The sequence below is a fragment of the Pseudomonas koreensis genome, assembly GCF_025447595.1.
Taxonomy (GTDB): Bacteria; Pseudomonadota; Gammaproteobacteria; order Pseudomonadales; family Pseudomonadaceae; genus Aquipseudomonas; species Aquipseudomonas koreensis_H.
On sequence record NZ_JAOEJU010000034.1, the window covers coordinates 1 to 23,717 of the forward strand.

The 23,717-nt window shown below is 61.0% G+C and carries 19 protein-coding genes; 9 read left to right on the forward strand and 10 right to left on the reverse strand.

Features of this window, described 5'->3' with window-relative positions; all coding sequences use genetic code 11:
* The coding region (locus N8H71_RS27060; RefSeq protein ID WP_262196351.1) for a DUF6531 domain-containing protein at positions 1-2,019 on the reverse strand (2,019 nt) is incomplete at its 3' end.
* Positions 2,020-2,268: 249 nt separating this feature from the next.
* On the opposite strand from N8H71_RS27060, the gene N8H71_RS27065 reads away from it, so the two are divergent.
* Complete coding sequence (locus N8H71_RS27065) at positions 2,269-2,964, forward strand: HAD-IA family hydrolase (RefSeq protein WP_007960113.1); 696 nt, start codon at positions 2,269-2,271, stop codon at positions 2,962-2,964.
* Positions 2,965-3,040: 76 nt separating this feature from the next.
* On the opposite strand, the gene N8H71_RS27070 is transcribed toward N8H71_RS27065, so the two are convergent.
* Positions 3,041-3,787, reverse strand: coding sequence for a 3-oxoacyl-ACP reductase family protein (locus N8H71_RS27070; protein ID WP_262196352.1), 747 nt, complete (start codon positions 3,785-3,787; stop codon positions 3,041-3,043).
* Positions 3,788-3,912: 125 nt separating this feature from the next.
* Between N8H71_RS27070 and N8H71_RS27075 the strand changes: the two genes are divergently transcribed.
* The gene (locus N8H71_RS27075) at positions 3,913-4,854 is read left to right on the forward strand and encodes a LysR family transcriptional regulator (RefSeq protein WP_262196353.1); all 942 of its coding nucleotides are present in this window, start codon (positions 3,913-3,915) and stop codon (positions 4,852-4,854) included.
* Here the strand turns inward: N8H71_RS27075 and N8H71_RS27080 are convergent.
* The 3 genes from N8H71_RS27080 to N8H71_RS27090 all read right to left on the reverse strand — a co-directional run bounded on the left by N8H71_RS27080 (position 4,823) and on the right by N8H71_RS27090 (position 8,386).
* Positions 4,823-5,551 carry an aspartate/glutamate racemase family protein gene (locus tag N8H71_RS27080; RefSeq protein ID WP_262196354.1) on the reverse strand — a complete coding sequence of 243 codons (729 nt, stop codon included), beginning with the start codon at positions 5,549-5,551 and terminating at the stop codon, positions 4,823-4,825. The genes N8H71_RS27075 and N8H71_RS27080 overlap by 32 nt on opposite strands.
* Before the next feature lie 54 nt (positions 5,552-5,605).
* Positions 5,606-7,150, reverse strand: a complete 1,545-nt coding sequence (locus tag N8H71_RS27085; protein WP_262196355.1) for an NCS1 family nucleobase:cation symporter-1 — start codon at positions 7,148-7,150, stop codon at positions 5,606-5,608.
* Positions 7,151-7,651: 501 nt separating this feature from the next.
* Positions 7,652-8,386 carry a phosphoadenylyl-sulfate reductase gene (locus N8H71_RS27090; protein WP_039769972.1) on the reverse strand — a complete coding sequence of 245 codons (735 nt, stop codon included), beginning with the start codon at positions 8,384-8,386 and terminating at the stop codon, positions 7,652-7,654.
* Between the two features lie 163 nt (positions 8,387-8,549).
* Between N8H71_RS27090 and thrH the strand changes: the two genes are divergently transcribed.
* Complete coding sequence (gene thrH, locus N8H71_RS27095) at positions 8,550-9,167, forward strand: bifunctional phosphoserine phosphatase/homoserine phosphotransferase ThrH (RefSeq protein WP_262196356.1); 618 nt, start codon at positions 8,550-8,552, stop codon at positions 9,165-9,167.
* Between the two features lie 45 nt (positions 9,168-9,212).
* Here thrH and pabB read toward each other — a convergent pair whose 3' ends face one another.
* The 4 genes from pabB to N8H71_RS27115 all read right to left on the reverse strand — a co-directional run bounded on the left by pabB (position 9,213) and on the right by N8H71_RS27115 (position 13,728).
* On the reverse strand, positions 9,213-10,556 hold the full coding sequence (gene pabB / locus N8H71_RS27100; protein ID WP_262196357.1) for an aminodeoxychorismate synthase component I: 1,344 nt from the start codon (positions 10,554-10,556) through the stop codon (positions 9,213-9,215).
* A 108-nt stretch (positions 10,557-10,664) separates the two neighbouring features.
* The gene (locus N8H71_RS27105; RefSeq protein ID WP_007951965.1) at positions 10,665-11,651 is read right to left on the reverse strand and encodes an alpha-L-glutamate ligase-like protein; all 987 of its coding nucleotides are present in this window, start codon (positions 11,649-11,651) and stop codon (positions 10,665-10,667) included.
* Positions 11,651-13,186, reverse strand: coding sequence for an inactive transglutaminase family protein (locus N8H71_RS27110; protein ID WP_007951967.1), 1,536 nt, complete (start codon positions 13,184-13,186; stop codon positions 11,651-11,653). The genes N8H71_RS27105 and N8H71_RS27110 overlap by 1 nt, the downstream gene beginning before the upstream one ends.
* A 5-nt stretch (positions 13,187-13,191) precedes the next feature.
* Positions 13,192-13,728 carry an ATP-dependent zinc protease family protein gene (locus N8H71_RS27115; protein WP_011333239.1) on the reverse strand — a complete coding sequence of 179 codons (537 nt, stop codon included), beginning with the start codon at positions 13,726-13,728 and terminating at the stop codon, positions 13,192-13,194.
* Between the two features lie 300 nt (positions 13,729-14,028).
* Here N8H71_RS27115 and N8H71_RS27120 point away from each other — a divergent pair, with 300 nt between their 5' ends.
* From N8H71_RS27120 to prpD, 6 genes are all read left to right on the forward strand, one after another.
* Positions 14,029-14,751: a GntR family transcriptional regulator gene (locus N8H71_RS27120; RefSeq protein WP_173892848.1), complete on the forward strand. Its 723-nt coding sequence runs from the start codon at positions 14,029-14,031 to the stop codon at positions 14,749-14,751.
* Entirely contained in the window at positions 14,748-15,641 is an 894-nt protein-coding gene (gene prpB / locus N8H71_RS27125) for a methylisocitrate lyase (protein WP_262196358.1), read from the forward strand. The genes N8H71_RS27120 and prpB overlap by 4 nt, the downstream gene beginning before the upstream one ends.
* 147 nt (positions 15,642-15,788) lie before the next feature.
* The gene (gene prpC / locus N8H71_RS27130) at positions 15,789-16,916 is read left to right on the forward strand and encodes a bifunctional 2-methylcitrate synthase/citrate synthase (RefSeq protein ID WP_262196359.1); all 1,128 of its coding nucleotides are present in this window, start codon (positions 15,789-15,791) and stop codon (positions 16,914-16,916) included.
* Between the two features lie 202 nt (positions 16,917-17,118).
* The gene (gene acnD / locus N8H71_RS27135; protein ID WP_262196360.1) at positions 17,119-19,713 is read left to right on the forward strand and encodes a Fe/S-dependent 2-methylisocitrate dehydratase AcnD; all 2,595 of its coding nucleotides are present in this window, start codon (positions 17,119-17,121) and stop codon (positions 19,711-19,713) included.
* Positions 19,714-19,768: 55 nt separating this feature from the next.
* A complete protein-coding gene (gene prpF, locus N8H71_RS27140) occupies positions 19,769-20,959 on the forward strand; it encodes a 2-methylaconitate cis-trans isomerase PrpF (protein WP_262196361.1) in 1,191 nt (396 codons plus the stop codon).
* Between the two features lie 214 nt (positions 20,960-21,173).
* A complete protein-coding gene (prpD, locus tag N8H71_RS27145; protein ID WP_262196362.1) occupies positions 21,174-22,658 on the forward strand; it encodes a 2-methylcitrate dehydratase in 1,485 nt (494 codons plus the stop codon).
* 133 nt (positions 22,659-22,791) lie between these two features.
* Here the strand turns inward: prpD and ppsR are convergent, their stop codons facing one another.
* On the reverse strand, positions 22,792-23,610 hold the full coding sequence (gene ppsR, locus N8H71_RS27150) for a posphoenolpyruvate synthetase regulatory kinase/phosphorylase PpsR (protein ID WP_007951980.1): 819 nt from the start codon (positions 23,608-23,610) through the stop codon (positions 22,792-22,794).
* Positions 23,611-23,717 lie beyond the last annotated feature (107 nt).

Consider the following 23,717-nt stretch of genomic DNA (forward strand, 5'->3'; position numbering starts at 1 on the left):
CTCCCAGAAGAAGCTCGCGCCACCGCTCAGTTGCCGTTGCAGGATGACGTGCCGGTCGTCGTAGTCGTAACGCTCGCTTTCGCCGACCGCGTTCGCCGCCTCGATCAGTCGATGACGGGCATCAAAGCGGTAGCTGACCAGCGTCTGCTCGGTACGCCAGGCCGCATCGCGCCAAACCTGATAGTCGACCGCGACCAGATGCGCCCGCTCGTAGCGCAGCAACAAGGAACGACCGGCGCCGTTATCCAGCCGCTGAATCCGGTCGGAAAAATCCCGATGCACCTTCAGACGATTGCCGTAGGCATCGCTAACTGCAGTCAGACGCCCAGCCCGAAAGTGATAAAACCGCGCCGCCTCACCCGCCAGCGCAACAATCAGCTCCTCCGGCTCATCCCCCAGAAAGATCGCCGCCCGCGACAAACTGTTGTGAATCGCCGGCCGCTCAACGCTCGGCAACGGAAACCGCGTGCGCCGGTTCTCATGGTCAACCCAGACCACCGCAGCGCCATCAACCTCCAGCCGATGCGCCAGCGAATGGCTCCAACCAAACCCCAACCCGACATCGATCTCGGCCGCACTGCTGCGGTACAACCGGCTGAACTCGAACGGCAGCAGCCCATCGAGCACGCCATCGGTCAGCGTCAACAACTCTTCGCCGGTGACCATCGACACCGGACAGCCATTGGTGCAGGTCCGCGGCGCACAATCGGCACTGTCACCGTTGGGATTTTTCGCCTGATCCGAAGCATCATCGCGAGGCTCATGCCGCTCCATTCGCGTCATGCCATGGGACTTGTCGCGGGCAATGGCCGCCGGATTGGGCACCGTCAGTTGCAGCGCATCCGCCGTGCGAACCTCCAGCGGGACAGCCGGTGTCGGCCGCAACGGTGCCGGACCTGCATTGACCATCAGCGGTTTCAAAGCGCTCGCATGTCGGGTCAGGTCAGGCGCCGAGGTCAGCTCCGCCAACCGAATCGCCGACGCCGCCAGCCATTCCCGCGCACGCGGCGACTTGATCTTGCCCAGTACCTTGGTGCTCAACCGCAGCGGCACACCCATGCCACCCGACACGCACATCAGCAGAAAACTGACCAGCAATTCGGCCCGGACTTCAGCCACCACCTCGGCCAGATACTGCGGCGGCAGCATCTTCAGCCAACTGGTGAACGCCGCCAGATGAATGAACAGCAACGGCTCGTCGCTGAGCATCAGCAAGCCATTGGCGATGGCCTCGGTAGAAGCCTCGAGCAAGGCTTCCAGCTCAGCGGCGGACAGGTACTGCAGAAGTTTTTCGCTGTTGGCCTGCAAGTCGGCGAGCAGTGCAAACAGTTGCTTCACGTCATCCCAGACACCATTCAGCGCGGATTCGAAACCGAGCCAGTCAGCCCGTTGCAACTGCCCGTAACGCTCGGTGAAACCGGCGCCGGAAAACTCCGTCCACTGCGGTTGAAACCCTTTCCACTCCTCACGCAGCCAGCCTTCCAGCCCCTCAAGAAGACCCTGATACGAGGCATACAACGTCTGGATATGCGCGGTAGAAACATCGGGAAAGAAGGTGATGCGATAACGCTGGCCCCGGTCGCAATCGTCGACCTTGAGAATGCCGCTGGGGCCAATGGTGTAACGCTGCGGTTCGCCGAACCCCAAAACACCGTCGACATCGGAAATGACCGGCTCAAGGATCACCGGCGTATCACCGATCGGCACGAACCGCGCGGCTTCGAACATGTGCACCAGCGTCAGGGAGCCGCTGGCGGAACACATGGCCACGGAGGAACTGATGGGTTTGCGGCTGGCAACCGGTGCACTGAGCCGGACATCGTTGCCGACCTGGAACACTTGCTCGACACCCAGCGCGGTGCCCGTCCAGAATTGCTCGGCCCAGGCGTCATAGTTATTGAGACAGAGGCGAAACTCCTTAAACAGCTTTTCGACGTCGGGCTGATCAGGGTTCAGCGCAGCGACCACCAGCAAACCAATGCTGTTGTTCAGTTTCAGGAGTTGGTCAGATGGAAGCATTCGCAGTCACTCGCGCGCATCAGGGGAATGGCGCGAAACTTTGCGGGGGATCAAACAGTAAAGAAGTCAGCCGAGTAGGCGATGTCTGTAGGGCGATTCTCTAAATGTGCGGGAGGGCGTTCGGCGGACAACCGACATTGCCCGTTGCTCAACCTCGGCCGCGCTCGTTATGCTGCTGAACCCTTTAATCAGATCCGAGCAGCGGCGCTATCCACGCCGCCCGGGATGTCTTTGATAACGGATCCGATGATGAATGCACCGCTGAAGGCGTTCGGCCCGATCAAGGCCGTGATTTTCGATATGGACGGTTTGCTGCTGGACACCGAGGGCATCTACACCGAGGTCACCTCGCTGATTGCCGAGCGTTACGGTCGCACCTTCGACTGGAGCATCAAGCAGAACATCATCGGCCGTGGTGCCGGCGATCTGGCGCGTTATGTGGTCGAGGCGCTGGACCTGCCGATCACCGCCGAAGAATTTCTGGTGATCCGCGAGCCGCTGATGCGCGAGCGTTTTCCCACCGCGCAAGCGATGCCGGGCGCCGAGGAACTGATCCGCCACCTCAAGGCGCACAATATTCCGATTGCGGTTGGCACCAGTTCGTCGCGTCAGTCGTTCGGTCAGAAAACCACGTTGCACCGCGACTGGTTCGCGTTGTTCGACTTCATCGTCACCGCTGACGACCCGGAAGTCGGCGCCGCCAAGCCTGCGCCGGACATCTTCCTCACCGCCGCGCGTCGTCTGGGTGTAGCGCCGGAAGATTGTCTGGTGTTCGAAGATTCGCCATTCGGCGTGACGGCAGCGAAAGCAGCCGGTATGACTGCCATCGCCATTCCCGATGCCGCCATGGCCGATGAAAAATACGCACACGCCGACGGGATTCTTCGTACGTTGAAGGCGTTCACGCCGAGTGCATGCGGATTGCCGGCGCTCGACTGGGCCTGATCAAATTGCGAACAAAAAAACGCCGCCCCTCTGTCAAAGGAGGGGCGGCGTTTTTCGTTATCGACAATCCGATAAATCAGACGCCGAAACCACCGTCGATGGTCAGGCTCGCACCGGTGATGTAACCGGCCTCCGGGCTTGCCAGGTAGGCAACGAAGCTGGCGATTTCCTCGGCTTTACCGTAGCGACCCACCGCCATCAGCGGGATCAGGCTGTCAGCGAACTCGCCATGAGCCGGGTTCATATCGGTATCGACTGGGCCTGGCTGTACGTTGTTGATGGTGATGCCGCGTGGGCCGAGGTCACGGGCCAGGCCTTTGGTCAGGCCCACCAGTGCGGATTTGCTCATCGCATACACGCCGCCACCGGCGAAGGGCATGCGGTCGGCGTTGGTGCTGCCGATGTTGATGATGCGGGAGCCTTCGCCCATGTGTTTGGCGGCTTCCTGGCTGGCGATGAACACGCTGCGCACGTTGATTGCCAGGGTCTGGTCGAAGTCTTCCAGTTTGAAGTCTTCCAGCGGTGCGACGGCCAGCACGCCGGCGTTGTTGACCAGAATGTCGAGGCGGCCAAAGGTTTCGACAGTGGCGCTTACGGCGTGGCGGATGGCACCGGCGTCGGCGCTGTCGGCCTTGATCGCCAGGGCTTTGCCGCCGGTGGCGGTGATGCTGTTTTGCAGTTCTTCAGCCTTGGCGGCCGAGCTGACATAGGTAAAGGCAACCGCGGCGCCTTCAGCGGCCAGGCGTTTGACGATGGCGGCACCGATGCCGCGAGAGCCGCCTTGAATCAGAGCGACTTTACCGCTGAGGTTTTGAGTGGTCATGTTCGATCTCCAGAAGTTTCAAGGCAGGCTGCCTTGGTGTGGTGTCGAGTATCTGCCCCTCGCCACCAGGCGAGTAGACCGTGGTTGCTATAGTCTGTGTAAACCAAAAGTTTAGAGTGGCGGCCATGGAAACCTTCAGTAGTATCGAATGCTTCGTGCGCAGCGCCGAAGTCGGCAGCTTTGCCGAGGCCGCGCGACGCCTGAGCCTGACACCGGCCGCCGTGGGTAAAAGCGTGGCGAAACTGGAAGCGCGCCTCGGCGTGAGGCTGTTCCAGCGTAGCACCCGTCGGTTGACCCTGACGGAAGCGGGGCAATTGTTTCTGAGTGAGGTCAGCGGCAGCCTCACCACCATCCAGAATGCCGTGAACAATCTGGCCAGCGCCGGCGGCCAACCGGCCGGCACGCTGAAAGTCAGCATGGGCACGGTGTTCGGCCGCTTGTACATCGTGCCGTTGCTGGGGGAGTTCCTGAAAAGGTTTCCGGCGATCAACCCGGACTGGCACTTCGATAACCGCCAGGTCGATCTGATCGGCCAGGGTTTCGATGCGGCGATTGGCGGTGGCTTCGAACTGCCCCAAGGCGTGGTGGCGCGCAGGCTGACGCCGGCGCATCGGGTGTTGGTGGCTTCCACGGATTATCTGGATCGATACGCGCCGATCAGCGAACCGGACGACCTTAAGCTGCACGACGGAATCCTGATCCGCTCACCGCAAACCGGTCGCGTGCGCTCCTGGCAGTTGACGCATCGCACCCGGCAACACAGCCCGCTGACCCTCAAGGCGCGAATGACCATGAGCGATTCCGAAGCGGCCTGCGCCACGGCGGCGCAGGGGTTGGGGATTGCGCTGGTGAGTATGCCCTTCGCGGTTGGCTACCTGGAGGCGGGAACGTTGCAGCGAGTCTTGCCTGACTGGTACGTCGACGACGGCAACATCTCCATCTATTACGCCGAACACAAACTGCTGCCGGGCAAGACCCGGGCGTTCGTCGATTTCGTCATCGAGCAGTTTTCAACCCTGGGCCTCGCCGAACGTTTCAACGCGCAAACCGTGCTGGCCAGCCGATGATGTTTTTTGGCCGTGGGGTCGCATACGTGCGCACCTTGGAGGTCGACAGGCCCAGTCGCACCAGCGATTCGGCGATGGTCACGGCGGCCGTGACGCCATCCACCACCGGCACTCCGGTGCGCTGACGGATCTTCTCGTCGAGCCCGGCCATGCCGCCGCAGCCGAGGCAGATCACTTCGGCTTTATCCTGAGTCACCGCGAGTTCCGCCTGATGCACGATCGCTTCCAGCGCCCGTTGCGGTTCGTGTTCCAGCTCCAGAACCGCCAGGCCACTGGCGCGTACAGAGGCGCAGCGATCCCAAAGACCGGAGAGTTTCAGCCGATCCTCAATCAACGGCACGGTGCGATCCAGCGTAGTGACCACCGAGTAGGCATGGCCGAGGAACATCGCGGTGCTGGCCGCCGCGTCGGTGATGTCCACCACCGGCACGTTGAGCAATTCCTGCAATCCTTCGCGACCGTGTTCGCCGTAGCCGGCCTGAATCACCGCGTCGAACGGCTGGTCGTAGGACATCACCCGGTCCATCACGGCGATGGCGGCCAGGTAACTTTCGAAATTGCCTTCGACTGAATCGGCGCCGAAATGCGGCGTCAGGCCGACAATCTCGGTGCCGGGGGAAGCCACAGCCTGTGCCGAGCGGGCGATGGCCTGGGTGATGGATTCGGTGGTGTTGACGTTGACCACGAGAATTCGCATGGGAAGTCCTTATTACGGTTAGTTCTGCGGCCCCGCGAGGGGCCGCCAAAAGATTCAGTGGCTGACGTTGTCGACGGCGATGGCTTCACCGTCGACATCGGCGTAGTGCGGTTGGCGTTTGGCGATGATCAGATAGAGCATCCCGGCAATGCCGGCGCCGATCAGCCAGGAGAACGGCGAAACGCTGTGGAAGCCCGGCACCAGTGCCAGGACGATCGCGATCAACGCGGCCGGAATGAACGCCGCCACGGCCCGCAGGTTGACCCCGCGGCTGTAGTAATACGCGCCGTTGGGGTTTTCGCTGTACAGCTGCGGCACGTGGATCCGGCCTTTGCGGATCAGCCAGTAGTCGACCATGATCACGCCGTACAACGGGCCGAGCAGGGCGCCGAGGCCGGACAGGAAATACACGATCACCAGCGGGCTGTTGTAGAGATTCCACGGCAGGATCAGCACGGCGATGGTGGCGCTGATCAGCCCGGCGCGGCGGAAGGTCAGGTATTTAGGCGCCAGGTTGCTGAGCACGAAGGCCGGGGCGACGAAGTTGGCCATGATATTCACCGCCACGGTGACGATCAGAAAGGCCAGGCAACCGAGCACCAGAAAGAACGTGTTGGGAATCGACGCAATGATTTCGGTCGGGCTTTCGATGATCCGGCCGTTGATCTGAAATTGCGCACCGCACAGCAGGACAGTGATCCCGGCGAACACCAGAATATTGACCGGCAGGCCCCAGAAATTTCCGATCTTGATCGTCTTGCGGCACGGCGAGGAGCGGGCGAAGTCGCAGAAGTTGAGGATCAGCGTGCCGTAGATCGCCAGCCACAAGGCGCCGCCGGCAAAGATGTTGCGCCACATCTCGCCGCCGGTCAGCGGTTCGCGGATCGACCAGGCGATGGTCGCGTTGGCCTGGGTGTACATCCATGCGGCGAGGCAGGCGACGGTCAGCAGAATCACTGGCCCGGCGAACGCTTCGTAGCGACGAACCATTTCCATGCCGTAGGCCAGAATCCCCAGTTGTACGAACCAGATCGCCACGAAACATACCCAGCCCAGGCTCGACAGGCCGAGGATCGAGTTGTGGTCGTAGTCAGCGAAACCGGGGTGGATCGCCGTGAGCAACACGCGAAACACCACCGACGCCAGGTACGTCTGAATCCCGAACCAGGCGATGGCGATCACCGCCCGGATCAATGCAGGAATTTGCGCCCCGTGAATACCGAAACTGATCCGGCTGATGACCGGAAACGGCACCCCGGTTTTCTGCCCCATGTAGCCGGACAGGTTCATGAAGAAGTACACCAGCGCCGCGCCGATCCCCAGCGACAGCAGAATCTGCCAGCCGCCCAGGCCCAGGGCGTACAGACCGATGGCAAACGAGTAGTTGGCGATGTTGTGCACATCGTTGGTCCACAGGGCAAAGATGCTGTATTTGCCCCAGCGCCGTCCTTCGACCTTGGTTGGTGCGAGGTCACTGTTGTGCAGGCGCGGGCTCAGTTGCAGCGGTTCGGCGATGCAGTCACCGGGCACGCTGTGGTCGAGGGGTGAAGAGGCGGGCAGATTCAGCGCGATGTTGTTATTGGAGAGACTCGTACGCATTCCGGCAGGCTCCTGATGTTCGGACCACGATGACTGTGCATGAGCGCTCGGGCTCGGCAGATCTTCGTCGCGGCCGTGAAACATCACTGGTTACGGGGCATCTGCAGCCTGTACGGGATAGGGCGCTTCAGGCTTGCGGATCGAAAGTGTGGGTTCATGTTTTGCGGTTTTGTATACAAAACATGTATGCACATAAGCCAGATCTGTGCCAGCCGGCGATCTATGAAAACCACCGCTGATTTCGAAAAGTTATTGATGAGCACTAAGTCGCTGAAATACAGACGATATAAATTGACCGTTCGAACAGGTATTTATTTTTCGGGAGGGATTTTGATGGGCGCCGGAAGGGAGTGATTTTGCAGCGTGATGTAACTTTTCAGGGCGCAGAAACGAAAAGTGCACACATAAATGGCACCGATGGTGACATTCGTGTGTACACATTTTTCAAGACGGCTGGAGAACACTATGGGAGCAGACTTGCTCCCACGGGGCATCAGGGAGTTATGCCTTGCTGATGATATTCCCCGCATGCAAACCGCATTCTTTCTGGGTCGCTTCTTCCCACCACCAGCGACCTTCGCGTTCGTGCTGGTTCGGCAGGACAGGGCGGGTGCACGGTTCGCAACCGATGCTGATGAAACCGCGCTCGTGAAGGCTGTTGTACGGCAGCTCCAGCATGCGGATGTAGCCCCAGATTTCCTCGCTGGTCATCTGTGCCAGCGGGTTGAACTTGTACAGGGTGCGCTCCGGGGTGGAGAACGCTGTATCGATTTCCATCACCGCCACGGCACTGCGGGTGCCTGGGCTCTGGTCGCGGCGCTGGCCGGTGGCCCAGGCCTTTACGTCGGAGAGTTTGCGGCGCAGCGGCTCGATCTTGCGGATCCCGCAGCATTCGCCATGACCGTCCTTGTAGAAGCTGAACAGGCCTTTTTCCTTCACGAACGGTTCAAGTTTCGTGTAGTCCGGCGAGACCAGTTCGATGTCGATCTTGTAGTGCTCGCGCACCTGATCGATGAAGCGGTAGGTTTCCGGATGCAGGCGGCCGGTGTCGAGACTGAACACCTTGACGTTCTTGTTCAGCTTCCAGGCCATGTCCACCAGCACCACATCCTCGGCGCCGCTGAAAGATATCCACAGGTCATCGCCGAACTCGGCGAACGCGAGTTTGAGGATGTCCTGCGCGGATTTGTTGGCATAGGTCGTGGCGAGTTCCACGACGTCGAACGTTGGGCTCATCAGGGCTGCTTCCTACAGGTCGGTGGCGCTGGGCGCTCTATATGGCGGCGATGTTAACAAAAAGCAACGCCCGCCGGGGCGGCCTCTGCGTTGCGCGCTCCAGGTCGAGCCGCTAGAGTTCGGGCTCGCTCGACTCAATAAACATTACAAACGGGAGTGTCTTGTGGAAATCGCCTGTCTTGATCTTGAAGGGGTGCTGGTGCCGGAAATCTGGATTGCCTTCGCCGAAAAAACCGGAATCGAATCGCTCAAGGCCACCACCCGGGACATTCCCGACTACGACGTGCTGATGAAACAGCGCCTGCGCATCCTCGACGAGCATGGCCTGAAGCTTTCGGACATTCAGGAAGTGATCGCCACCCTCAAGCCGCTGGACGGCGCGGTGGAGTTCGTCAACTGGCTACGCGAGCGGTTTCAGGTGGTGATTCTGTCGGATACCTTTTATGAATTTTCCCAGCCGCTGATGCGTCAGCTGGGCTTTCCGACCTTGCTCTGCCACCGACTGATTACCGATGACAGCGGGCAGGTGACGAGCTACCAGTTGCGTCAGAAAGATCCGAAACGTCAGTCGGTCCTGGCCTTCAAGAGCCTGTATTACCGGGTGATTGCGGCGGGGGATTCCTACAACGACACCAGCATGCTGGGTGAAGCGGATGCGGGGATTCTGTTCCATGCGCCGGATAACGTGATTCGCGAGTTCCCGCAGTTTCCGGCGGTGCATACGTTTGCCGAGTTGAAGCAGGAATTCCTCAAAGCCTCGAATCGCGACCTGTCCCTGTAACCCTTTGATGATCGTTCCCACGCTCTGCGTGGGAATGATCGGCGGTTAAAGGTTTTGCAGGGTTTCGAGCAGGACTCTGACTTTGGTAATCGACTCCTGATACTCCGCCTGCCAGTCCGAATCGGCCACAATCCCGCCACCGCCCCAGCAGCACACCTGGCCATCCTTCACCAGCAGACTGCGAATGGCGATGGAGCTGTCCATCTCGCCGCGCACATCCAGATACAGCAACGAACCGCAATACAACCCACGTCGGGTCGGTTCCAGTTCGTCGATGATCTGCATCGCACGAATCTTCGGTGCGCCGGTGATCGAGCCGCCGGGGAAGCTGCCGGCGATCAGGTCCAGGGCGTCGCGATCTTCCGCCAGTTCGCCGGTCACGCTGCTGACCAGGTGATGCACGTTCGGATAGCTTTCCAGACTGAACAACTCCGGCACCCGCACCGAGCCGATGCGGCAGGTGCGGCCCAGATCGTTGCGCAGCAGGTCGACGATCATCAGGTTTTCCGCGCGATCCTTGGGGCTGGCCAGCAGTTCGGCGGCGTTCGCCGCGTCTTCGGCCGGGGTCGCGCCACGGGGGCGGGTGCCCTTGATCGGGCGGGTTTCCACCTGACGCTGACTGACTTTGACGAAACGCTCGGGCGACAGGCTCAGTACCGCGTTGCCGTCGGGCAGGCTCTGGAACCCGGAAAACGGCGTCGGGCATGCTTCACGCAGTTTGCAGTAGGCCAGCCATGGATCACCCTGGCACGGCGCGCGGAAACGCTGAGCGAAGTTGACCTGATAGCAGTCGCCGGCCTGGATGTAATGCTGGATGCGCTCGAATGCCTGACGGTATTCATTGGCCGAGAGATCGGCTGCCATCGGGCTGTTCAGCTTGAACGGGGTCAGTTGCGTGCCCAACGGCTGGCTGAATAGGTCGATCAGCCGTTGTTTCTCGCTGGCGCTGACCGAAGGGTGGAACACCAGTTGGCTGGTTGCCGTTTGGTGATCACTTATCAACGCCCAGTCGTACAGACCAAAACGCGCATCGGGCAATTGCAGATCATCCCGGGCCTGACTTGGCAGATTTTCCAGATGCCGGCCGAAGTCGTAGCTCAGGTAACCGATCAGGCCGCCGGCGAAGGGCAATTCGTAACCGTCGGGCAATTGCGCGTCGCCCAAGCGGGTCAGATTGTCCCGCAGACGTTGCAGGAAATCTTCCCCGCGCTCGTCCGGCAATACCGCCAGTTGTTCCAGCGGCCAGGCACTGAGCAAGTCATAACGGCCACGGTCGGCACTCGGCCGGCCGCTGTCGAGCAGCACGGCGCCGGGCGCATGGCGGACGGCCGCGAAATAGTCGGCGGGGTTGGCGCGGTAGGGCAGCGGGTGTACGGAACAGGTCAACATGGGCGGGGCAGATCGGCCATCGAGGCGGGGTGGGGATTGTAGTCCCCTCCGGGAATTGCTCCTAGAGGGGATGTCGGGGATTGGCAGATCGGGGGCAGGTAGTGCGACTCAGCCCTCGACCGCCGGAATGTGCCCAAACAACTCCTGAGCAAACGCCACCCGCTCTTCAACCGACTCCGTCACCCCGCGCGCCTTGAGCTCTTCCAGATGCGCTTCCACCGCATGGGTACGCAACGTCAGCCCGCAATCATTGGCAATCTGGATATTTAACCCCGGCCGCGCATTCAGTTCGAGAATCAGCGGGCCTTTCTCCTGGTCCAGCACCATGTCCACACCGATGTAACCCAAACCACACAGCTCATAACAACCGGCCGCGAGCTTCATGAAACCGTCCCAGTAGGGCAGTTGCACGCCGTCTACCGCGTTGGTGGTGTCCGGGTGTTTGGTGATGATGTTGTTCAGCCAGGTGCCGCGCAGGGTCAGGCCGGTGGCCAGGTCGACGCCGACGCCGATGGCGCCCTGGTGCAGGTTGGCCTTGCCGCCGGACTGACGGGTCGGCAGGCGCAGCATCGCCATCACCGGGTAGCCCATCAGCACGATGATGCGGATGTCCGGCACGCCTTCGTAGCTGATGCTCTTGAAGATCTGGTCCGGGGTCACCCGGTATTCGATCAGCGCCCGGTCGCGGTGGCCGCCCAGCGAATACAGGCCGGTGAGAATGCTGGAGATATGATGCTCCAGCTCTTCGTGGGCAATGATCTTGCCCGACACCGTGCGATAGCGACCCTCGAAACGGTCGGCGACCACGATGATGCCGTCACCGCCGGCGCCCTGGGCCGGCTTGATCACGAAGTCGTTGCGCCCGCCGATGATCTCGCCGAGCTTGTCGATTTCCTTCTCCGTGGAAATCACGCCATACAGTTCCGGCACGTGAATGCCGGCCTTGATCGCGCGTTCCTTGGTGATGATCTTGTCATCGACGATCGGGTACAGGCTGCGCTTGTTGTACTTGAGCACGTAGTCGGCGTTCCGCCGATTGATGCCCATGATGCCCCGAGCCTCCAGGGCCTTCCAGGTCTTCCAGAAACCGAACATCAGGCGTCAGCCTTCTTCAGGAAAGCCTTGAAGCGCACGAGTTCAGTCAGGCGGTAGCCGCGATAGCGACCCATGGCCAGCATGAAGCCCACCAGGATCAGCAGGATCGCCGGGAAGGTGAACACGAAGTACACCAGCTCCGGAACGGTCATGATCAGGTGCGCCAAGGACGCCGCGAACAGCGTGCCGATCGCCACTTTCATGGCGTGGCTGGCGCCGCGTTCTTCCCAGGTGATCGACAGTCGTTCGATGGTCATGGTCAGAATCACCATCGGGAACAGCGCTACCGACAGACCGCGCTCCAGACCGAGCTTGTGACTGAACAGGCTGATCGCCGCGATCAGCACCACCACGAAGGTCAGTACCACCGACAGGCGCGGCAGCATTTGCAGCTTCAGGTGTTCCAGGTACGAGCGCAGCGATAAGCCAAGCGCGGTGATCACGGTAAACAGCAGGATGCCGAAGCCCAGCTGCGTCTCGCGGAAGGCCAGGGCGATCAGCACCGGCGTGAACGTGCCGAGGGTCTGCAGGCCGATCAGGTTGCGCAGGATCAGGATCACCAGCACGCCGATCGGGATCATCACCATGATCATGAAGGTCTGCTGGGTTTGCAGCGGCAGGCCGTACAGCGAGTATTCGAGGAAGTTGGCGTCGGTGTTTTCGTCGGTCAGCTTGGCCAGACGAATCGCGTTCATCTCGCTGTTGTTCAGGCTGAAGGTCACGTTGGCTTTCTTGCCGCCGTCGACGGTGATCAGGTTTTCATCACCGCTCCACCACAGCAGGCGGTCGGTCGGCAGGCCTTGTTCACCGGTTTCCGGGTTGAAATACAGCCAGTCGGTGCCGTTGAAACTGCGCAGCCACAGTTCCGGGGTTTGCGGTTGATCGGCGACGAGGCGGATGGTGTGGACTTTTTCCACCGGCACGTGGGCGATGGACAGCAGCAGTTCGACGATTTTGGCTTTGTGCGGCGTCGACGGATCGCCGGCCAGCAGCAGTTTCACGTTGTCGTCGTTGACGTTGTTGACGCGTTTGATCGCCTCGCCAATGAAGGTCTCGACGTCGGCCGAGTGCTGGCGGATCGGGGCAAGCAGGGCTTCGGCGGCGATCTTTTCCGGGCCTTCGATGGCCATGCTGTCGCGGAAGGTCGGGCCTTTGATCTTGGTTTTCTCGGCGGTGTAACGCTTGGTCAGCACCAGGCGGTAATAAAGGGTCTGGTTGCCCTTGGCCCGGCGCGCCGACCAGGTGACCTTGCGGTTGCCGTCGACGCGGTTGACCGCCACGCCGTAATTGTTGGAGATGAAGCTTTCATTGAGGCTGACGTAATCGCGGCTCAGGGGCGGCACGAACATCTGGATCTTCACCGGATCCTTGGTGCTGGCGACGAACTCGACCTTGGCGTCGATGTTCCACAAGTCGTCGGTGGCGTCTTCGGTCACCGGAATGCCGAGCACGAAAATCTGATAGGCCGTAACCGAAACGCCCAGCAACACCAGGATGGTGATCAGGACTTTCAGGTGGAAGGTTAGAGAACGCATGGAAATTACTCGGCGGTATGAGCGGCGATGGCGCAGGCGGGTTTGCCGGCAGCGTATTTAAGACTGGGATCGACCAGCGCATCGAAGCGTTTCAGCGCCTCGGAGCCGATCAAAAGCGGGTATTGGAACGCACTACGGTCGGTCAGGTTCACTTCGATGCTGCGCATTGCCGAACCCATGCAGATGTCCAGCTCGATCACCGGGCGGGCGGTGTACTTCTTGCCTTCTTCCGGGTCGTAGTCGCCGGCGCGGCGCTTGATCTTGCTGACCCGGGCCAGCGGCCGTTCGATCGGGTGCGAATGCGCGGCGTCGATGGCCAGGTAGAAACGTACCCAGGACTCGCCGTTGCGTTTGAAGCGTTTGATGTCGCGGGCGCTCAGGGAGGCGGTTTTCGCCCCGGTGTCGAGTTTCGCCGCCACTTCCAGGTTGATCCCGTCGAGGGCAGCGTATTCGTTGAGGCCGTACACGGTCTTTTCCCCCGCCGCGGCGAGGCCGGGCAGGCAAAACAGTGCAAAGAATGTGGGGAAGGGCTTGAGTCTCATAAATCCTGGCGAGCAGCGTTCCGTTCTCGGTTCAGGGCCATGGCATCAGGAAATCCCGTCTGCCCATGCGCCTTCGTGTGCCTATCAGCTTTTTATGACAAGCCGTGCAAATGACTCGCAAATGCGGGCGGCATTCTAGCACGGTGGTTTTATGGCGCCAGCGCCGGGGGCGGTCTATAACCCTTGGGGCTGATACGAGGGCTTATTAGACGATTGTCGACAATCCTTATTTATCCTTTGACTGATGCAGGCTGATTCGCTAGTTTTTGCCGCATTGGATTTGAAGGTGTCGACAATATGCTGGATCAACTCGATCCCCCGGTGATCAACGGCGACGATTCCGAGACGCTCTCGGAAAACGTCTTCCGGCGCATCCAGGCGGCCATCGTCAAAGGCGAGATCGCCCCGGGCAGCAAGATCTCCGAGCCGGAACTGGCGCGCACCTACGGTATCAGCCGCGGGCCGCTGCGCGAGGCGATCCATCGTCTGGAAGGCCAGCGCCTGCTGGTGCGCGTACCGCACGTCGGTGCGCGGGTGGTGTCGCTGAGCCACGCCGAATTGCTCGAGCTCTACGAAATCCGCGAATCCCTCGAAGGCATGGCCTGCCGTCTGGCGGCCGAACGCATGAGCGTCGAAGAAATCGACGAACTGCGCCGGGTGCTGGAAACCCATGAACGCGATGCGGCGTTTCAGGCCGGCGTCGGCTACTACCAGCAGGAAGGCGATTTCGACTTTCACTACCGGATCATCCAGGGCAGCGGCAACCGCACCCTCACACAAATGCTCTGCGGCGAGCTCTATCAACTGGTGCGCATGTACCGCATCCAGTTTTCCACCACGCCCAACCGCCCGCGCCAGGCCTTTGCCGAACACCACCGGATTCTCGATGCCATCGCCGACCGTGACGGCGAGCTCGCGGAATTGTTGATGCGCCGTCACATCGGCGCCTCGAAACGCAACATCGCCCGTCACTACCAGGACGGCGCCGACAATAAGACAGCCACTGAACGAGGTGAGTCATGAGTTCCAACAAGAGCACTCCAGGCCAGCGTTTCCGCGATGCGGTCGCCAGCGAACATCCGCTGCAAGTGGTCGGCGCGATCAACGCCAACCACGCGCTGCTGGCCAAGCGCGCCGGTTTCAAGGCGATCTACCTGTCGGGTGGCGGGGTGGCCGCCGGCTCCCTCGGCGTGCCGGACCTGGGCATCACCGGCCTGGATGACGTGCTGACCGACGTGCGCCGCATCACCGACGTCTGCGACCTGCCGCTGCTGGTGGACGTGGACACCGGTTTTGGCGCCTCGGCGTTCAACGTGGCCCGCACCGTCAAATCGATGATCAAGTTCGGCGCGGCGGCGATCCACATTGAAGACCAGGTTGGCGCCAAGCGCTGCGGCCACCGTCCGAACAAAGAGATCGTGACCCAGCAGGAAATGGTCGACCGCATCAAGGCTGCCGTCGATGCCCGCACCGACGACAGCTTCGTGATCATGGCGCGCACCGACGCGCTGGCCGTTGAAGGCCTGGAATCGGCACTGGATCGCGCCGCCGCGTGCATCGAGGCCGGCGCCGACATGATCTTCCCGGAAGCCATCACTGAACTCGAGATGTACAAACTGTTCGCCAGCCGCGTGAAAGCGCCGATCCTGGCCAACATCACCGAATTCGGCTCGACGCCGCTGTACACCACCGAGCAGCTTGCGGGAGCCGATGTGTCGCTGGTGCTGTACCCGCTGTCAGCGTTCCGCGCGATGAACAAGGCGGCGGAAAACGTCTACACCGCGATCCGCCGCGACGGCACCCAGCAGAATGTCATCGACACCATGCAGACTCGCATGGAGCTCTACGATCGCATCGATTACCACACCTTCGAGCAGAAACTCGACGCGTTGTTTGCACAAAAGAAAGGCTGAATAAAACCCCTGTGGGAGCGAGCCTGCTCGCGATGGGCGTTAACGATAACGCGGTGTTCCTGATGTGCCGAGGTGTTCCAGCCACCTTCGCGAGCAGGCTCGCTCCCACATGTTTTCCATACAAATTCAAGAAGATTGGAGACAACAATGGCCGAAGCAAAAGTACTCAGTGGCGCCGGACTCCGGGGCCAGGTTGCCGGGCAAACCGCACTGTCCACCGTGGGCCAGGCCGGTGCCGGGCTGACCTATCGCGGCTACGACGTACGCGAACTGGCAGCAGATGCACAATTTGAAGAAGTGGCGTACCTGCTGCTCTACGGGGAGCTGCCGACCAAGGCACAGCTCGCCGACTACCAGAACAAACTCAGCAAGCTGCGCGACCTGCCGCAAGCGCTGAAAGAAGTGCTGGAACGCATCCCCGCCGACGCCCACCCGATGGACGTGATGCGCACCGGTTGCTCGTTCCTGGGCAACATCGAGCCGGAGAAAGACTTCTCCGAGCAACGCGACAAGACCGACCGCCTGCTGGCCGCGTTCCCGGCGATCATGTGCTACTGGTATCGCTTCAGCCACGACGGCAAACGCATCAATTGCGTGACGGACGAGAAATCCATCGGCGGCCACTTCCTGCACCTGCTGCATGACAAGAAGCCGAGCGAACTGCACGTCAAAGTGATGAACGTGTCGCTGATCCTCTACGCCGAGCACGAATTCAACGCCTCGACCTTCACTGCTCGGGTGTGCGCTTCGACCCTGTCCGACCTGTATTCCTGTGTCACGGCAGCCATCGGTTCGCTGCGCGGCCCGCTGCACGGCGGCGCCAACGAAGCGGCGATGGAAATGATCGAGCGCTTCTCGTCGCCGGAAGAGGCGATCAAGGGCACCCTCGGCATGCTCGAACGCAAGGACAAGATCATGGGCTTCGGCCACGCGATCTATAAGGACAGCGATCCGCGCAACGAGGTGATCAAGGGCTGGTCGAAAAAACTCGCCGACGAAGTGGGCGACAAGGTGTTGTTTGCGGTTTCGGAAGCCATCGACAAGACCATGTGGGAGCAAAAGAAACTGTTCCCCAACGCCGACTTCTACCATGCCTCCGCGTACCACTTCATGGGCATCCCGACCAAGCTGTTCACCCCGATTTTCGTCTGCTCGCGCCTCACCGGCTGGGCAGCGCACGTGTTCGAACAGCGCGCCAACAACCGCATCATCCGTCCAAGCGCCGAGTACACCGGCGTCGAACAGCGCAAGTTCGTGCCAATCGAACGTCGCTGAATGGTGGGCTGCCCCGGAGCTTGAGAACACCGATACACCCTGTGGGAGCGAGCTTGCTCGCGATTGCGGTACATCAGTCGACATCAGTGTTGAACTTCAGTCCGCTTTCGCGAGCAAGCTCGCTCCCACAAGGGGCTGTGTGAATCTTGAGACCCGTGCCAGGCCCCACCTTTTTGTTATCACCGTGACCGAGTCCTGACCGATGAACACAGAATTTCGCAAGAACCTGCCCGGCACGCCGCTGGACTTTTTCGACGTCCGCGCGGCTGTCGATGCGATCCAGCCCGGCAGCTACGACACCCTGCCGTACACCTCTCGCGTGCTGGCGGAAAACCTCGTGCGTCGCTGCGACCCGGCCACGCTCACCGATTCCCTGAAACAACTGATCGAGCGCAAACGCGATCTCGACTTCCCGTGGTTCCCGGCCCGCGTGGTGTGCCACGACATTCTTGGCCAGACCGCGCTGGTGGATCTGGCCGGCCTGCGCGACGCGATTGCCCAGCAGGGCGGCGATCCGGCGCAGGTCAACCCGGTGGTGCCGACGCAACTGATCGTCGACCACTCGCTGGCAGTGGAGGCGGGCGGGTTTGACGCCCAGGCGTTCGAGAAGAACCGCGCCATCGAAGACCGTCGCAACGAAGACCGTTTCCACTTCATCAACTGGACCAAGAAGGCGTTCAAGAACGTCGACGTGATCCCGCCAGGCAACGGCATCATGCACCAGATCAACCTGGAGAAAATGTCTCCGGTGATCCAGGTGCGCGACGGCGTGGCATTCCCGGACACCTGCGTCGGCACCGACAGCCACACCCCGCACGTCGATGCGCTGGGCGTGATCGCCATCGGCGTCGGTGGGCTTGAAGCCGAGAGCGTAATGCTCGGCCGCGCGTCGTGGATGCGCCTGCCGGAAAGCGTCGGCGTCGAATTGACCGGCAAGCTGCAACCGGGCATCACCGCTACCGACATGGTGCTGGCGCTGACCGAGTACCTGCGCAAACAGAAAGTGGTGGGCGCATGGCTGGAGTTCTTCGGCGAAGGCGCTTCCGCGCTGACCCTCGGCGACCGCGCGACCATCTCCAACATGGCCCCGGAGTACGGCGCCACGGCGGCGATGTTCTACATCGACCAGCAGACCATCGACTACCTGAAACTGACCGGTCGTGAAGACCAGCAAGTGCAGCTCGTCGAGCAATATGCCAAGCAGATCGGCCTGTGGGCTGACAGCCTGAAAGGCGCGCAGTACGAGCGCGGCCTGACCTTCGATCTGTCCTCGGTGGTGCGCAACATGGCCGGCCCGAGCAACCCGCACGCCCGCGTGGCGGTGTCGGATCTGGCAGCCAAAGGCATCTCCGGGAAATGGGAAGACGTGCCCGGCCAAATGCCAGATGGCGCGGTGATCATCGCCGCCATCACCAGTTGCACCAACACCAGCAACCCGCGCAACGTGATCGCCGCCGGCCTGCTGGCGCGCAACGCCAACAAGCTCGGGCTGGCCCGCAAACCGTGGGTCAAGTCGTCGCTGGCGCCGGGCTCGAAAACCGTGGCGCTGTACCTCGATGAAGCAGGTCTGACCACAGAGCTTGAGCAGCTCGGTTTCGGCGTCGTCGCCTTCGCCTGCACCACCTGCAACGGCATGTCCGGCGCGCTGGATCCGGTGATCCAGCAAGAGATCATCGACCGTGATCTGTACGCCACCGCTGTGCTGTCCGGTAACCGCAACTTCGACGGCCGGATTCACCCGTACGCCAAGCAGGCGTTCCTCGCTTCGCCGCCGCTGGTGGTGGCCTACGCAATTGCCGGCACCATCCGTTTCGACATCGAAAAAGACGTGCTGGGCGTGGTCGACGGCAAGGAAATCCGCCTGAAAGACATCTGGCCGAACGACGAAGAAATCGACGCCGTGGTGAAATCCTCGGTCAAGCCCGAGCAGTTCCGTCAGGTCTACATCCCGATGTTCGCCATCCATGAAGACACCGGCCCGAAAGTCACGCCGCTGTACGACTGGCGCGAAATGAGCACCTACATCCGCCGTCCGCCGTACTGGGAAGGTGCGCTGGCCGGGGCGCGGCCGCTCAAGGGCATGCGTCCGCTGGCGGTGCTGCCGGATAACATCACCACCGATCACCTGTCGCCGTCCAACGCGATCATGCTCGACAGCGCCGCCGGTGAATACCTGGCGAAAATGGGCCTGCCGGAAGAGGACTTCAACTCTTACGCGACTCATAGGGGCGACCATTTGACCGCGCAGCGCGCGACGTTTGCCAACCCGAAACTGTTCAACGAAATGGTCGTGGAAAACGGCAAGGTCAAGCAGGGTTCGCTGGCGCGTGTGGAGCCGGAAGGCCAAGTGATGCGCATGTGGGAAGCCATCGAAACCTACATGGAGCGCAAGCAGCCGCTGATCATCATCGCCGGCGCCGATTACGGTCAGGGTTCGTCCCGCGACTGGGCGGCCAAAGGCGTGCGTCTGGCGGGTGTGGAAGCGATCGCCGCCGAAGGTTTCGAACGCATTCACCGCACCAACCTGGTGGGCATGGGCGTGTTGCCGCTGGAATTCAAACCAGGCACCGACCGCAAGACGCTGGGCATCGACGGCAGCGAAACCTACGACGTGATCGGCGAGCGCACGCCGCGTGCCGACCTGACGCTGGTGATCCATCGCAAGAACGGTGAGCGTGTCGACGTGCCGGTGACCTGCCGCCTCGACACCGCCGAAGAAGTGTCGATCTACGAGGCTGGCGGCGTGTTGCAGCGCTTCGCTCAGGACTTCCTCGAAGAGTCGGCGGTTGCCGTTTAAATCACTTAAGGGCCCAAAGGATGATGAGTCCTTTGGCCGCTTTAAAGGAGCATCCATGGCTCACGCACCGCAGATCAAAATCCCCGCCACCTACATGCGAGGCGGCACCAGCAAAGGCGTGTTTTTCAGCCTCAAGGATCTACCCGAAGCCGCGCAGATTCCCGGCCCGACCCGCGACGCGCTATTGCTGCGGGTAATCGGCAGCCCCGACCCGTACGACAAACAGATCGACGGCATGGGCGGCGCCACCTCCAGCACCAGCAAAACCGTGATCCTGTCGAAAAGCATCAAGGCCGATCACGACGTCGATTACCTGTTCGGTCAGGTGTCGATCGACAAACCGTTCGTGGACTGGAGCGGCAACTGCGGCAACTTGTCGGCGGCTGTCGGCTCGTTCGCCATCAGCAACGGTCTGGTGGACGCCAGCCGCATTCCGCACAACGGCGTGGCGGTGGTTCGCGTGTGGCAGGCCAACATCGGTAAAACGATCATTGCCCACGTGCCGATCACCAACGGTGAAGTGCAGGAAACCGGCGATTTCGAACTCGACGGCGTGACCTTCCCGGCCGCCGAAGTCCAGGTCGAGTTCATGGACCCGGCGGCGGAAGAAGAGGGCGGCGGTGGCTCGATGTTTCCCACCGGCAACTTGGTCGATGAGCTGGAAGTGCCGGGTGTCGGCACGTTCAAGGCGACCATGATCAACGCGGGTATCCCGACGATCTTCGTCAACGCCGAAGACATCGGCTACACCGGCACCGAGCTGCAGAGCGCGATCAACAGCGATCCGAAAGCGTTGCAGATGTTTGAGACCATCCGCGCTTACGGTGCGTTGCGCATGGGGCTGATTTCCAACCTGGATGAAGCGGCCAAGCGTCAGCACACGCCGAAAGTGGCCTTCGTCGCCAAGCCTGCGGATTACGTGGCATCCAGCGGCAAAGCCATTGCTGCCGGCGACGTGGATTTGCTGGTGCGGGCGTTGTCGATGGGCAAGTTGCACCACGCGATGATGGGGACGGCGGCGGTGGCGATTGGCACCGCAGCAGCGATCTCCGGCACCTTGGTGAATCTGGCGGCTGGTGGTGTTGAACGCAATGCTGTGCGGTTCGGGCATCCGTCCGGGACGTTGCGTGTTGGCGCTGAGGCGAATCTGGAAAACGGTGAGTGGGTCGTGAAGAAGGCGATCATGAGCCGTAGTGCGCGGGTACTCATGGAAGGCTTCGTCCGCGTGCCTGGTGATTCCTTCTAAGGCCACCCGAAACCTGTGGGAGCGAGCTTGCTCCGGGCGGCGTTCCGACGATGACGGACTGATATTCAGCATTGATGTTGGCTGATAAACCGCCATCGCGAGCAAGCTCGCTCCCACAGTTGGCCGTATTCCAACCATAAGAAGGCTGTAAGCCTCAGAGTCCCAGCCTGAACCGAGGTCCCATCAACGAACCACTTTCAAGAGTGAATCGAACATGAGCGCCAACGTCGACCTGAACAACCGCCCCGACTACGACCGTGTCCTGCAGGACATCGCCGATTACGTCCTCACTTACAAAATCGAATCCACCGAAGCCCTCGACACCGCCCGCAACTGCCTGATGGACACCCTCGGCTGTGGCCTGCTGGCCCTGCGTTTCCCCGAATGCACCAAGCATCTTGGCCCGATTGTAGAGGGTACCGTTGTCCCATTCGGCGCTCGTGTCCCCGGCACCTCCTGGCGCCTCGACCCGGTCAAAGCCGCGTGGGACATCGGCTGCATCGTGCGCTGGCTCGATTACAACGACACCTGGCTCGCCGCCGAATGGGGGCATCCGTCGGACAATCTCGGCGGGATTCTCGCGGTGGCCGATCACCTGTCGCAAAAGCGTCTGGCCAATGGTGAAGCGCCGCTGACCGTGCGCGATGTACTCGAAGCCATGATCATGGCCCACGAGATTCAAGGCGTGATCGCGCTGGAAAACTCCTTCAATCGCGTAGGACTCGACCACGTCATTCTGGTGAAAGTCGCCTCGACTGCAGTGACTGCCAAACTGATGGGCGCCAATCGTGAGCAGCTATTATCGGCGTTGTCCCACGCGTTTGCCGACGGTCAGGCACTGCGTACGTACCGGCATGCGCCGAACGCCGGTTCGCGCAAATCCTGGGCGGCAGGGGATGCGTCGAGCCGGGGCGTGCGGCTGGCGGATATCGCGATGCGCGGCGAAATGGGGATTCCCGGCGTCTTGAGTGCCAGACAATGGGGCTTTTACGACGTTTTGTTCAGCCACACCAACAACGATCTGGCGCTCAAGCCTGAAGACAAGCGCGCCTTCAGCTTCTCGCGGACGTTCGGCAGTTACGTGATGGAAAACGTGCTGTTCAAGATCAGCTTCCCGGCAGAATTCCACGCGCAAACCGCTTGCGAAGCTGCCGTGACCCTGCATCCGCAGGTGCGCAATCGTCTGCATGAAATCGACCGGATCGTCATCACCACCCACGAATCGGCGATCCGCATCATTTCCAAGGTCGGGCCGCTGGCCAACGCCGCCGATCGCGATCACTGCCTCCAGTACATGACCGCCGTGCCGCTGGCGTTCGGCAATCTGGTGGCCGAGCAGTATGAGGACGACTTCCACAAGGCCCATCCGGTCATCGATGTGCTGCGCGAGAAAATGGTCATCGTCGAAGATCCGCGTTTCACCCGCGAATACCTGGAGGCCGATAAACGCTCGATTGCCAATGCGGTGCAGGTGTTTTTCAAGGACGGTTCCAGCACCGAAAACGTGGTGGTGGAATACCCGATCGGGCATCGCCGGCGCCGAGCCGAAGGCATTCCATTGCTGGAGGACAAGTTCAGGGCAAATCTGGCCACCCGGTTCACCGGGCAGCGCAGCGGGGAGGTTCTTGCGCTGTGCAAGGATCAGGCGCGGCTTGAGGCCACGCCGGTGAACCGGTTTGTCGATTTGTTTGTTATCTGAGAGACCGCGTTATCGTTCTTCGCGGGCAAGCCACGCTCCCACAGGGTTTGTGTCGGATGCAATTTTTGCAAACGCCACGACACCTGTGGGAGCCGGGCTTGCCCGCGAAGGCGTCAGATCAGACACCGCAGCGCTATTTGAAGCGCCGCTCGACGCCTTTTTCCACGAGGATCTTCGCGGAGATTTCTTCAACGGAGAAATGCGTGGAGTTGATGTTCGGGATGTTCTCGCGACGGAACAGGTTTTCCACTTCGCGCACTTCGAACTCGCACTGGGCGTAGCTCGAATAGCGGCTGTTGGGCTTGCGTTCGTTGCGGATCGCGGTAAGGCGGTCCGGGTCGATGGTCAGGCCGAACAGCTTGTGCTGGTGGGCGCGCAGGGCGGCCGGCAGTTGCAGGCGTTCCATGTCGTCTTCGGTCAGCGGGTAGTTGGCCGCGCGGATGCCGAACTGCATCGCCATGTACAGGCACGTCGGCGTCTTACCACAACGCGACACGCCCACTAGTATCAGGTCGGCCTTGTCGTAATAGTGCGTGCGGGCGCCGTCGTCGTTGTCGAGGGCGAAGTTCACCGCCTCGATCCGCTCCATGTAATTGGAGTTGTGACCGATGGAGTGGGACTTGCCGACCGTGTAGGAAGAATGCTCGGTCAGTTCCTGCTCGAGCGGGGCGAGGAACGTCGAGAAGATGTCGATCATGAAACCATTGGAGGTTGCGAGAATCTCACGAATGTCCTGATTGACGATGGTGTCGAAGATGATCGGCCGGAAACCGTCGGTTTCAGCGGCTTTGTTGATTTGTTGTACCATGGCCCGCGCTTTTTCAACGCTGTCGATGTATGGCCGCGTGAATTTGCTGAAGGTAATGTTTTCGAACTGCGCCAGAAGGCTTTGACCCAGGGTTTCGGCGGTGATGCCGGTGCCATCGGAGATAAAGAAAGCAGATCGTTTCATTTGCACCTTGGGCCTTAAGCTAGTGACGAATCTTGGATATGATAGGCGCGATTTGCCGGCCGCCATTGGCCCGCATTCTCACTTATTTTCCAGGTCCAGGCCATACA

What these genes read in the sequence shown, in the direction of transcription:
- prpF (WP_262196361.1), top strand. Translation starts at nt 19,769, where the DNA reads ATGGCTCACGCACCGCAGATCAAAATCCCCGCCACCTACATGCGAGGC.
- N8H71_RS27080 (WP_262196354.1), bottom strand. Translation starts at nt 5,551, where the DNA reads ATGCGAATTCTCGTGGTCAACGTCAACACCACCGAATCCATCACCCAG.
- N8H71_RS27085 (WP_262196355.1), bottom strand. Translation starts at nt 7,150, where the DNA reads ATGCGTACGAGTCTCTCCAATAACAACATCGCGCTGAATCTGCCCGCC.
- pabB (WP_262196357.1), bottom strand. Translation starts at nt 10,556, where the DNA reads ATGTTGACCTGTTCCGTACACCCGCTGCCCTACCGCGCCAACCCCGCC.
- N8H71_RS27105 (WP_007951965.1), bottom strand. Translation starts at nt 11,651, where the DNA reads ATGTTCGGTTTCTGGAAGACCTGGAAGGCCCTGGAGGCTCGGGGCATC.
- prpD (WP_262196362.1), top strand. Translation starts at nt 21,174, where the DNA reads ATGAGCGCCAACGTCGACCTGAACAACCGCCCCGACTACGACCGTGTC.
- N8H71_RS27115 (WP_011333239.1), bottom strand. Translation starts at nt 13,728, where the DNA reads ATGAGACTCAAGCCCTTCCCCACATTCTTTGCACTGTTTTGCCTGCCC.
- acnD (WP_262196360.1), top strand. Translation starts at nt 17,119, where the DNA reads ATGAACACAGAATTTCGCAAGAACCTGCCCGGCACGCCGCTGGACTTT.
- prpC (WP_262196359.1), top strand. Translation starts at nt 15,789, where the DNA reads ATGGCCGAAGCAAAAGTACTCAGTGGCGCCGGACTCCGGGGCCAGGTT.
- prpB (WP_262196358.1), top strand. Translation starts at nt 14,748, where the DNA reads ATGAGTTCCAACAAGAGCACTCCAGGCCAGCGTTTCCGCGATGCGGTC.
- N8H71_RS27065 (WP_007960113.1), top strand. Translation starts at nt 2,269, where the DNA reads ATGAATGCACCGCTGAAGGCGTTCGGCCCGATCAAGGCCGTGATTTTC.
- N8H71_RS27090 (WP_039769972.1), bottom strand. Translation starts at nt 8,386, where the DNA reads ATGAGCCCAACGTTCGACGTCGTGGAACTCGCCACGACCTATGCCAAC.
- N8H71_RS27110 (WP_007951967.1), bottom strand. Translation starts at nt 13,186, where the DNA reads ATGCGTTCTCTAACCTTCCACCTGAAAGTCCTGATCACCATCCTGGTG.
- ppsR (WP_007951980.1), bottom strand. Translation starts at nt 23,610, where the DNA reads ATGAAACGATCTGCTTTCTTTATCTCCGATGGCACCGGCATCACCGCC.
- N8H71_RS27070 (WP_262196352.1), bottom strand. Translation starts at nt 3,787, where the DNA reads ATGACCACTCAAAACCTCAGCGGTAAAGTCGCTCTGATTCAAGGCGGC.
- N8H71_RS27075 (WP_262196353.1), top strand. Translation starts at nt 3,913, where the DNA reads ATGGAAACCTTCAGTAGTATCGAATGCTTCGTGCGCAGCGCCGAAGTC.